At 62.6% G+C, this 11,323-nt stretch carries 7 protein-coding genes and 1 tRNA gene; 7 read left to right on the forward strand and 1 reads right to left on the reverse strand.

The genetic code is table 11. From position 1 onward, the window contains the following. Window positions 1-7 precede the first annotated feature (7 nt). From VN634_06250 to VN634_06280, 7 genes are all read left to right on the forward strand, one after another. Window positions 8-1,618 (forward strand): 2Fe-2S iron-sulfur cluster-binding protein, encoded by a 1,611-nt coding sequence (locus tag VN634_06250; protein HXC50461.1) that lies wholly within the window; start codon window positions 8-10, stop codon window positions 1,616-1,618. A gap of 626 nt (window positions 1,619-2,244) precedes the next feature. After that, window positions 2,245-3,639 carry a chromosomal replication initiator protein DnaA gene (gene dnaA / locus VN634_06255; GenBank protein ID HXC50462.1) on the forward strand — a complete coding sequence of 465 codons (1,395 nt, stop codon included), beginning with the start codon at window positions 2,245-2,247 and terminating at the stop codon, window positions 3,637-3,639. A 194-nt stretch (window positions 3,640-3,833) separates the two neighbouring features. Then, window positions 3,834-4,376 (forward strand): hypothetical protein, encoded by a 543-nt coding sequence (locus VN634_06260; GenBank protein HXC50463.1) that lies wholly within the window; start codon window positions 3,834-3,836, stop codon window positions 4,374-4,376. A gap of 69 nt (window positions 4,377-4,445) precedes the next feature. After that, window positions 4,446-5,462 carry a glycosyltransferase family 2 protein gene (locus VN634_06265; GenBank protein HXC50464.1) on the forward strand — a complete coding sequence of 339 codons (1,017 nt, stop codon included), beginning with the start codon at window positions 4,446-4,448 and terminating at the stop codon, window positions 5,460-5,462. 59 nt (window positions 5,463-5,521) lie between these two features. After that, entirely contained in the window at window positions 5,522-6,937 is a 1,416-nt protein-coding gene (locus VN634_06270) for an amidase (protein HXC50465.1), read from the forward strand. A 19-nt stretch (window positions 6,938-6,956) separates the two neighbouring features. Next, window positions 6,957-8,108 (forward strand): DUF3047 domain-containing protein, encoded by a 1,152-nt coding sequence (locus VN634_06275; GenBank protein HXC50466.1) that lies wholly within the window; start codon window positions 6,957-6,959, stop codon window positions 8,106-8,108. Between the two features lie 84 nt (window positions 8,109-8,192). Continuing rightward, window positions 8,193-8,269, forward strand: a tRNA-Arg gene (locus tag VN634_06280). 2,295 nt (window positions 8,270-10,564) lie between these two features. Here VN634_06280 and VN634_06285 read toward each other — a convergent pair. Further along, window positions 10,565-11,149, reverse strand: a complete 585-nt coding sequence (locus VN634_06285) for an AbiV family abortive infection protein (GenBank protein ID HXC50467.1) — start codon at window positions 11,147-11,149, stop codon at window positions 10,565-10,567. Between the last annotated feature and the right edge of the window lie 174 nt (window positions 11,150-11,323).

Below are 11,323 nucleotides of genomic sequence, written 5' to 3' on the forward strand. Positions count from 1 at the left end.
ACGAACGATGGCAAGCGTAACGATCAACGGAAAGACAATCGTCGTGCCGGACGGCACCAACGTCGTGCAGGCCGCCGAGATGGCCGGCGAAGAGATCCCGCACTACTGCTATCACCCCGGCCTCAGCATCGCCGGCAACTGCCGCATGTGTCTGGTCGACATCCGCGCGATGTCGTCCAAGCAGCCGAATCCGCTCCCGAAGCTGCAGATCGGCTGCAACACGTTCGTGCAGGACGGCATGGTCATCGAGTCGAACAACCCCCGGGTGCAGGAAGCACGCCAGGGCGTCCTCGAGTTCCTGCTGATCAATCATCCGATCGATTGCCCGATCTGCGACCAGGCAGGCGAGTGCAAGCTGCAGGAATATTACATGGACTACGGGCGCTACCATTCCAGGTTCGCGCTCGAAGAGAAGGTCGAGAAAGGCAAGGTCATTCCGGTCGGCCCCGACATCATGCTCGACCAGGAGCGCTGCATCCTGTGTACGCGCTGCGTGCGCTTCCTCGAGGAGTACACGCATACCTGCGAGCTCGGCCTTACCGAGCGCGGCGATCACCAGGAGCTGCATCTTGCGAGCGGCAAGCAGGTTGACAACCCGTACTCGACCAACATCGTCGACATCTGTCCGGTCGGCGCGCTCACGAGCCGCGAGTTCCGCTTCCGTGCGCGCGTCTGGTACCTCGACACCGCGCCGTCGATCTGCGCGGGCTGCGCGAACGGCTGTAACATCGACGTCGATTCGCGCGAGAACAAAATCTTCCGTCTCAAACCCCGTGCCAACCTGGATGTGAACGGGTACTGGATGTGTGACGACGGCCGCCGCACCTGGCACCGAAACGAAGGCGAGCATCGCCTCGTCTCCAGTTACCTGCGCGCGGGCGAAGAGTTCGTCGAGACATCGCTTGCAGATGTGACCGCAAGGTCCGCTGCGGCGCTGAAGAATCGCACGCGCGTCGCGGTCGTCGCATCGGCCGCATGCTCGATCGAAGAAGGCTATCTCGCGCGCGAAATTGCCGCCCGACTCGGTGGCGGCCCGCTCATTGTCGCTTCACCGCCAACTTCGGCGATTCCCGACGATGACAAACTGATCTCGACCGATCGCTTCCCGAACCGCGCAGGACTGGTCGCGCTCGGTTACGTCGAGCAGCTCACGCCGCCGTCCGGCGTCGACGCCGTTCTTGCGCTGCGCGGAGACATCGTCGAAGACAACGAAGCCGCATGGTGTCCGTTCCTCGAAAATCTGGCGGAAACGGTCGTCGTCGCCGATTCCGTCAGCAAGACGATGGCGTATGCGAACCAGGTGCTCGCAATCGGAAGCCATTTCGAATCGGCGGGCTCGTTCGTCAACCGTCATGGAAGGCTGCAGATCTTTCCGGCAACGATTGCGCCGCCGGGACAAGCCGCACCGGGCTGGCAGGTTCTCGCGAACTTCCTCGCCGAGCTCGGCGGTCCGCTGTATCTGAGCGCCGACGAAGTGTTCCGGGCAGCCTGCATCGAAATGGGTCTCGGCGAAGGTCGAACATACGCTCAGGTCGGAGCACACGGCGTGCCACTGGAATCCTGGAAAGGGCGGGAACGCACGCCGGTTCGCACACCAGGCGAACAGCCGACCGCCTGAAAAAAATCCACGCCTTTTTTTCGCTCGAAAAGAATTTACGGACACTTCGTTGCCGGCGCTCGCTTCGATTTTGCGCCTGCGCTACTCAGATGTCCGCGCAAGCCGCGACCATACCAGCCACGCATCACTCTTTTTCTTCATCGAAAATTCTGGTCGACCATAAAGTGATTTGTCACACATCGCGTGCTTCGCGTTGTGCGCGGCTGCGCGTGCGTGCGCGAATGCAGCGCTGCAAATTCACTCCGCACGTCGATTCACAAGTTATTCACAGCCTGCATGTGCGCACTGCGATTCTCTCGATAGAACGCGCACTAGTTATCCACCATCAACCCCCGCTATTTCGTGGCCGCAAAATTTCACTGCAAAAATAACATCCGTGGTTTTTTAAGTTGCGGCAGACGTCGCAGCCGCGTACACACTGCGCACCGCGAAGGGCACAGGGAAAACAAATGCAGACGCGCGCAGAGAAGGGGCGCGTGTCGCATTGGTGAAACGGTTCGTCGCGGTTCTTCCAAAAAAAGACATTTGTCGCTTTTTTACCAACGGCGTCGCGCCACGCGACGAACAGACCAACTCCTGTGTATCGGCCACCAGGCCCGAACCGGAGTCACCGTGGAGGTGAATAGGTGAACGGAACCAACGAAGCAGAACGGCTCTGGACCGGAGCATGCGCGCTGATCGAAGCGCGCGTTTCGGAAAAGGATTTCCAGACCTGGATTCTCGAGCTCGGAGCACGATCGTTCGACGGCGAGACGCTGACACTCGAAGCGCCGTTCGGTCTGTTCCGTGACCGGGTCAAGCAGTCGTTCCTGCCGACCATCGAAGCTGCAGTCGCCGCGGCTGCAAAAAAAACCTGCCAGGTTGTCGTTGTCGTGGGCCAGCTCGGCATGTCGCTTGCTGCGCAGCGCGGAAAAAGCAGCGTGCGTCCGTCGCCGACTCCGGTGCGAACCGTTCCCGCGGCCAAAGCCAAGCCGGTTCGCGAAAAGACTTTCGACGGCTTTCTCGTCGGCGAAGGTAACCGCCTTGCGTATCTCGGCGCGCGCCAGCTTGCCGAAGGCAGTCCGCGCGAAGGCGGCAATCCGTTGTTTCTCTACGGCGGCGTCGGTCTCGGCAAGACCCATCTGCTGCTTGCGGTTGCCCATTCGCTTCGAAGCCGCGGCAAGAAAGTCCTTTACTATCAGGGCGAAGACTTCACGCGTCGCATGGTCGAAGCGCTGCAGGGCGGACGCATGGACGCGTTCCACCGCGAGTTCCGCGGCTGCGACGCGCTGCTGATCGACGACGTGCAGTTTCTCGCCGGCAAGAAGCGTACGCAGCAGGAGCTCTACCACGTCTTCAACCTTCTCCATCAGAGCGGCAAGCCGATCGCGCTCGCGAGCGATCGTCCGCCCGATGAGCTCGAGCATCTCGAGCGCGGCCTGCAGAGCCGTTTTGCCGGCGGTCTTCTTGCCGATCTCGGTCCGCTCGACCGCGAGCTTCGCCTGCGCATCCTCAAGGGAAAGCTGAGCGAGGCCGGCATCCACCTCGACGACCACATCCTCGAGCGCCTTGCCGTGCAGCTGCAGGGTAGCGTGCGCGAGGTCGAAGGCCTCGTCTCGCGCCTTCGCGCTGCGAGCAACCATCAGTCGCTTCCGCTCGACGATGGCGTCGTCGAAACGATGATCACGCCGTACCTGTCGCGCCGCGGCCCGATCGACCTCGATGTCGTCATCGACACGGTCGCCTGGGTACACGGCCTTTCGCGCGACGAGCTGCTGTCGCGCGACCGCTCACGGCGCGTCGCGTGGCCGCGGCACATTGCCGCGTACATGTGCCGCAAGCTTACGGCCGCTTCGCTTCCGGAGATCGGTCACGCGCTCGGAGGCCGCAACCACACGTCGATCCTTCGCGCCGTACGCTCGGTCGCCGAGCGTCAGTCCGGTGACACCGGCTTTGCCGCCAAGCTGCAGCAGATGGAGAAGATGCTCGGCACTTCGCCGTCGCTGCGAGGACGCGCGCCGATTGCGGCGGCGACGGCGTAGGGGATCTGCGCACGGCGAATACGAGGCGCGAATACGGGGGCAGGTACAATTTCGCTGGGGACTGGTACGATTTCGCCAAATCGACGGCCCGTTCCATCGCGCCGTCGCTGCGAAATTGTACCTGTCCCCAATTTACAACCCCGCGAAATCGCAACTATTCGTTTTACGACCGGCCGTCTGCTAGCAGACCGGCAATGACGCAGGCGGTAGGCGACATCATCCGGGAGGCATCGCGGCTCGAATCGCTCGCGATGGGCATCTACACGCGGCTTGCGGCCACGTTTCGCGACGAGCCCGACCTTCACCGCTTCTGGATGTCGATGGCACGGCACGAGGCCGGCCACGTCGGCGCACTCGCGCTCATCGCTGCGCTGATCGAACAGGCCGGCGACTCGCTGCGCTTCGAGGTCGAGGACAGCGTCGTTCATGAAGCGGCAGCCGTCATCGAAGCGCTCCACAGCGAAGCCGCAGGGCGGGTTTCCGTGGACCGCGCCTTCGAGATCGCGGTCGAGCTCGAAAGCCTCGAGCTCGAAGACCTCGTGCTCGATCTGATCCACATCCTTTCCGATCCTGCTGCTCGCGCGCAGGCCGAACAGATGCTGCTGCACGACCTGAGCGACCTGTCGCTGATGATCGAGAAGCACTGCAAGAGCGAAGACCTGCTGGCCAAAGCCGATGTGCTCGTCGAAAGCAGGGTAGGCCAGCGCGAGGGCGGCGGATTCGTGCGCCGTTGCTGAGCGCCGCCGGAACCGTAGCGTTCGCCGGCTCGCTCCACATCGCATGACGGGGGCGATCCCGGTTTCGTGATGCCGCGCTTTTCGATCCTCATCCTGAACTGGAACGGTCGCGACCTGGTGGCCGACTGCCTTGCGTCGCTGCGCGAGCAGACGTTTCGCGACTTCGAAGTGATCGTCGTCGACAACGGCTCGACCGACGGCAGCGCCGAATTCCTCGCCCGCGAGCATTCCGAAGCACGCCTGCTCGCGATGCCAGAGAACATCGGCTTCTGCGGCGGAAACAACGCCGCGTATGCCGTGTCCACCGGGAACCTCATCGTTCTACTGAACAACGATGCCGAGCTCGACGCGCGTTTCCTTGCCGAGATGGATGCGGCCGCCGGGCGCGACGCGGCGTTCGGTATGTTCGCCGCAAACGTGCGCATGTTCGACCGCCGCGACGTCTACGACTCGACGGGCCTGCTCGTCTATCCCGACGGCATCTGCCGCTCGCGCGGATGGCTCGAGGAAGACGTCGGCCAGTACGCCGAAGCCGACGAGGTGCTGTGCCCGAACGGCTGCGCTGCCGTCTACCGCCGCGAGATGATCGACGAAGTGGGTCTGTTCGACGACGCGTACTTTGCGTATCTCGAAGACCTCGACCTCGGCCTTCGCGGCCAGCTTCGCGGATGGCGCTGCCGGTACGTGCCGAGCGCCGTCGCCTACCACAAGAAGTCGATGACCAGCGGGTACCATTCGGCGTTCAAGGCGTACCTCGTCGAGCGGAACCGGATCTGGAACGCGGTGCGTCTTCTGCCGCTGCGCCTTCTGTTCGTGAGCCCGCTGTGGACGATCGCGCGCTACGCCATGCAGGGCTACGCCGCAGCGAGCGGGCGAGGCATGTCGAGCACGTTCCGGCGCGACTACTCGCGCGGCTCCCTCGCGCGCATCCTCGTCAAATCGTACGCATCGGCATTCGCCCGGCTGCCCGAGGTCTGGCGGCAACGGCGCGAGATCCAGGGCAACCGCAAGCTCGGCATGGTCGAGGTCTACCGGCTGCTCCGAAAATACCGGCTTCCGCTTCGCGAGCTGGCGTTCAAGGACTGACCTCATCCGGTCCACCGGTGCGCTTGTCCGGCCTTTCGGCCGCGTGTAAGCAATCACGCATGAATCCGAATACCTCGGCCATCGAGCTCGCCGCGGCCATCCGACGTGGTGAGCGAGATCCCGTCGAGGTCCTCGACGCGTACCTGGCCCGTGTCGACGCGCTCAACCCGATCCTGAACGCCGTCATCTGGCGCGACGACGAGCGCGCCCGCGCCGAAGCCCTGCGGGCTCGCGAGGCCGTCCGCAGCGGAGCAAAGCTCGGGCCGCTTCACGGCGTTCCGATTCCGATCAAGGACCTGACCGACGTCGAAGGCTGGCCGACCACGTTCGGTTCGCGCGGGGGACTCGGCCGCATTTCGACGTTCACACAGCACATCGCGCAGTCGCTGCGCGACGCCGGCGCGGTGCTCGCGTATCGCACGAACACTCCCGAGTTCGGCACCGTTCCCGTTACGGAAAACGACGCGTACGGCGCGACGCGCAACCCATGGAATCCGGACCGTTCGCCAGGGGGCTCGAGCGGCGGGGCCGCAGCGGCCGTCGCTTCGGGCATGGCGCCGATCGCACACGCGAACGACGGCGGCGGCTCGATCCGCATTCCTGCGTCGTGCTGCGGCCTGGTCGGTCTCAAGCCGAGCCGCGGGCGCGTGCCGAACGGTCCGATGGTCTCCGACGTGATGCACGGGGGCGCAGTCGAAGGCACCGTCACGCACACGGTTGCCGATACGGCGCTCGCGCTCGACGTGGCCGCCACGTTCGACGCCGGCGCCTGGTACAACGCTCCGGCGCCGGAGCGTCCGTTCCTGAAGGAAGTCGGCGCCGACCCGGGCCGTCTTCGCATCGCTTTTACGACCAAGGCGCCGACCGGAACCCCCGTCGACAAGGAATGCATCGCAGCCGTCGAGAAGACCGCAAAGCTGCTCGAAGCCGCGGGTCACGACGTCTTCGAAGGCGAGCCCGAGTGGCCGGAATACTCCGACATCATGCCGTCGTTCCTGGTCGTCTGGAACACCGGCTCGGTCTACTTCCAGATGGACGACTATTCGAAGGTCGAGCCGCTCAACGCCGCGCTTCGCGAGCAGGCCTCGCAGATGGACAGTCTCGCGTACGTTCGCGGCCTGATGCATCTTCAGGTTCTCTCGAGAGCGCTCGTCGCCGCGTGGGGACGCGACTTCGACATGCTGCTGACGCCGACCATCGCTACCGAGCCGCCGCGCATCGGCGAGCTGTTCGAAGACTCGGCCGCCGATCCGACGATGCCGATGATGAAGGCCGGAGCGATGTGTCCGTTCACGCCGTTGTTCAACGTAAGCGGGCAGCCGGCGATCTCGCTGCCGATGCACTGGAGCCAAAGTGGTCTTCCGATCGGCGTGCAGCTGGTCGGAAAGCCGTGGGGAGAAGCCGAGCTGATCCGGGTTTCGTCGCAGCTCGAACAGGCCGCGCCGTGGATCACGCGCCGGCCGCCGGTCTGCTGACCTTTCGAAGGAGATTGCGGTGAGTATCGCGCACGATCTTCGCATAGCCGCGCGCCGCTGGTCGGCCGCTCGCAAGTCGCAGCCGCCGACCGCGGCCGCCAACACCGAACGCGACGAGCTTCGCGTCTGGTTCGCCAAGTTCCGCGACACCAAACATTCGCCGATCCGCGACGCGCAGATCTTCGAGATCGACGCCACGCAGGTGCCGTGGTTCGACACCGGCATTCACCTGGCGCGAGGAGAATGGGTCACGACGCTTGCCGCCGGCCGCGTCGTGCTGTCCGACAAGCTCGACATCTGGGTCGGCCCGCAGTTCCAGCTGTGGATGCGCGTCGGCGAGAGCGGAAAGATCTTCAACGGCACGCGCGACACGCACAGCTTCCGCGCCGAGGCCGAAGGACGGCTCTACCTGGCGGGATGCTTTCCCGGGCAGTGGGGTGATCGCGAAGGCCGCGTCTCGACGCCGCTTTCCGACTACAGCAAGTTCAAGGGCGGTCTTACCGTCGCCGTGCTGCGCTGGAAGTCGAACGCGCAGGACGGGCTCGATTCGCTGTCGGATCGCGACGAGAGGCTCGCCGACGAAGCCGAACGCCTTCGGCACCCGCTGCCCCCGCCGAAGAACTGGGAATACCTTTGGTTCCTCGGCCGCAGTGAGATCTTCTGGGATGCGACCGACGGCAAGCGTCCGTGCATCGCGTGCTACACCGAGAAGAACGTCAGCATTCTCCAGCACGAAGCCGCGTTCGACCTCAACCCGGATACGCGCATCAAGTGGAGCTGGAAGGTCGACGAGCTACCGTCGGAGATGCGTGAGGACACGCAGGCTTCGCACGATTACCTGAGCATTGCGGTCGAGTTCGAGAACGGGCGCGACATTACTTACACGTGGAGCTCGGAGCTTGCGGCCGGCACGGGGTACTGGTGTCCGCTGGCGACGTGGAAGGATCGCGAGTTTCACGTGGTCGTTCGCAGCGGCAAGGAGGGGCTCGGGCAGTGGCTGGATGAGAGCCGCGATCTTCAGGCGGACTATCGCAAGTATATGGGCGAGCCGCCGAAGCGTGTCGTGCGGGTTTGGCTGATTGCGGTCAGTATCTTCCAGAGGCGGAAGGGCAGGGCGTCGTTCCGGGATATCAGGATTGATGGTGGGGGGCGGACGCTCGATATCGACTGATCTCGCGGCCCGCCGTTCGTCTTCGTCTTTCGCTTGGGTGGACCGTTGCCGCAGGGCAGGCTAGAGAAGCCTGCTCCGCCTTGTGCCCTCGTAGCTCAGGTGGATAGAGCACAGGATTCCTAATCCTGGGGCCGCTGGTTCGAGTCCAGCCGAGGGCACCAAATAAGCCCGTGACGTCAATAGATTACGGTTGGTTCCTTTTTCGGTCCCCACGCAGTCAACTTGCGATCTTGCCGCCAAGTCACCTAACAAGTCACCCACACCTGAATGCGAGGGCTCTTTCGGACCGCTTGCCGTCCCCGGCATGAGGAGAGACCCGATCCATCCCTTTGCTCGATCGTCCGCACCCGCGCTCCAACCGGACGAATCCAGACCATTCTAGACGGTGCCCGTAACCCAGACCCGATCAGAGACGTAGCTCACCGACCGCGGGTGGGCGAGGACTTGGGAGTTAGCGACACCCGAGCCGGAGTGAAAAGCTGCGCATTCAGCTGAGCGCGGTAGTGAATGAAGGACGCAATGCGATGAATCGTAGGCTAGGCAATGAGCCGCGGGCTGCTGGCTCCTGCCATCCGCAGAAAAGCTCATGGTCAGTCGGAACTCGATTCTGCCCCGGCATTTTCGCTACAATTCTCACGTGTCACGCCGCTGTCGCTGGCGCATACTGCTTAGCATCTCAGGTTAGTGCAGGTGGACTCTTTGCCTGCAAGATCGAGCTTGGCGGAACAATTCAATGCTGGGGCCGCAATGAGGCTGGCCAGACGCTCGCACCGCCGGGCGTCTTCAAACAGATAGCCACTGGCGGCAACCACGCCTGCGGACTCGCCGACGATGGACGCGTCCGGTGCTGGGGCAATAACTCAGCGAAGCAATCGGATGCGCCTGGTACCAAATTTGTCGCGATTTCTGCCGGGGAAAGACATACGTGCGGTATCGACGTCTCCGGAGGACTTCATTGCTGGGGAGACAACAGCAAAGGTGAGAGTGTGACTCCGCCGGGAACGTTCAGCGGGATTGCCGCGGGCGGCGACTTCACATGCGGACTGAGAAGCAACGGCAACATAAGTTGCTGGGGTGCAATAGCCGCTGCGCCAAGCGGGCAGTTCACGACGGTATCCGTCGGTCACGCTCATGCTTGTGCGATTCGGACGGACTCCACCGCGCTGTGCTGGGGTTCGAATGATGAAGGTCAAGCGACGGCACCAATCGGCGCTTTTTTGCGAGTTTCGGCGGGCGGCTTCCACAGTTGCGGAATTCGCGACACCGGCAATCTCGAATGCTGGGGCAGAAATATTGAGGGACAATCCGTCCCTCCTCTCGGGGTCTTCCAAGATCTCTCTGCCGGAGCATACAACACGTGCGCAGTGACCGTCGCTGGTATCGTGAAGTGTTGGGGCAATAGCCACTGGGGGCAGTCATCAGTTCCCGGCGCGCCATTCGTGAGTATCGCGGCCGGCGGGAATTTCCTGTCGCATGCTTGTGGAATTCACGAAGGCGGCAAAGTGGATTGCTGGGGTTACAATATCGAGGGGGAAGGCTCGCCGCCTGACGAACGATTTAAATCACTCGCAGCTGGTGCGTTTCACACTTGCGGCATTCGCGAAGACGGAGGCTTGAGGTGCTGGGGCCAGTACGGCGCGTGGAATGCGCGCGAGTTCCTTGGCTCCTTTTCTGCGGTGGCCGGCAGTGGCTATGGAACGTGTGCCATCAAGGCCGATTCTCACGAGGCAGCGTGTTGGGATCTCGCGGATCCACCACCCGGACCATTTCAGGCAATCTCTGCTGGCGGCGATGGAATTACGTCCTTTGGATGCGGCATAAGAAATGATGGAAAGGTGGAGTGTTGGGGAAGGACCGGTGGGGGAACCTCGCCGCCTGACGGCACCTTCACGTCGATTGTCAGCGGCGTGAGTCACTCCTGCGGACTTCGAACAGACGGAACGATCTATTGCTGGGGCAGTGCTGTTCCTCCGCTGGGTGGCACATTTACGCAGCTTTCCGCTGCGGGTTTCCGGACGTGCGGCCTCCGGCCCGATGGCGAAATTCTCTGCTCGGGTAGTGCATATTCACCACTGTCGGGGCCGTTCACCTCAGTTTCGATAGGCGGAGATTTAGGATGCGGTATACGCGCCGAGGGGACTGTCGAGTGTTGGGGCGTTCTACCGTCGGTGCTTCCCATCTGCACTAGTAATGCTGTGTGTGGCGCGCCAGTTTCCGGACCGACGGCCACTGCGCCAGCGGCTAGCGATGCCTTAGCAATTCTGAGAGCGTCAGTTGGCCAGCCGACGTTCTGCGAGGTAGCGCCATGCATCTGCGACGTGGACGGGAATGGCGTCGTGGCGACCGGCGACGCGCTCAAAACGCTACGCGCTGCTGTGAACGCCAGCGTGGAACTGCATTGCTCGTGCGTCTAAGAGCGACAGGCAGCCGCTCGCGAGATTCTGCGGCCGGTACTCTCACAGAGAATTCTTGATCGGGTCAATCCCGATGTCGGCAATCTTCAGAGCCATCTCGGCCGCGGCAATGCACACCTCGGCGTCCTCGCGTTTAGTCGTTTCCGGACGGCTGGGGGCGAATCCTGACTTATCAACAGCAACGTACTGAAAGCGTTGCCGGAGTCGGTCCCGCTGCTTTCCGTCCTGCATCTGCTTCATTGCCTTGAGTCCCAACTCGGTAATTTTCTGCTTGTCGTTAAGCAAACTAGCCACGGAAGCGATTGCTGCGAGAGGAGCCGTCTTCGCTTGCTCAACAACGCTCCGCACGATGATCTCGGCATACTGGATCATGGCTTGTGAGATTGCCTGCTTAGAGCCGTGATCTCGGAGTCCTTCGTACAATACCGAGTCCCACCGTCCGTCACGCGCACTTACGGATAGGATGAACGATTTCGAGGACTCCTCCTCAGAGAATATCGCGAGTACTCCGGCACGGGCGAACGCCGTATCCGACAAAAGTAATTTCGCTTCCCTCAATAATTCGCTTGCATTGTCGCGCGCCAACTTCGCTGTCCCGAGCAAACGCTTACGTAAGGGCTCGTCCACCACGCTATTCCACGAACTTTTCCCTACGGCTTTCGAATCACCTGACATCTTGCGAGTGAGCGAGCCGAGAAGGGGGCGAAGGCTAACTATTCGACGGTTGTCTAACCGTGACCTCGCGTCATCTATCGACGCAGCATCCCGTGCGTTTCCACGCCGGACATACGTGGACGCACG

This window comes from Candidatus Limnocylindrales bacterium, assembly GCA_035571835.1.
GTDB lineage: Bacteria > Desulfobacterota > Binatia > UBA1149 > CAITLU01 > DATNBU01.

Excerpts from the sequence above, each read along its gene's own strand:
- VN634_06260 (HXC50463.1), top strand. The coding sequence starts at position 3,834 with ATGACGCAGGCGGTAGGCGACATCATCCGGGAGGCATCGCGGCTCGAA.
- VN634_06270 (HXC50465.1), top strand. The coding sequence starts at position 5,522 with ATGAATCCGAATACCTCGGCCATCGAGCTCGCCGCGGCCATCCGACGT.
- VN634_06250 (HXC50461.1), top strand. The coding sequence starts at position 8 with ATGGCAAGCGTAACGATCAACGGAAAGACAATCGTCGTGCCGGACGGC.
- VN634_06265 (HXC50464.1), top strand. The coding sequence starts at position 4,446 with ATGCCGCGCTTTTCGATCCTCATCCTGAACTGGAACGGTCGCGACCTG.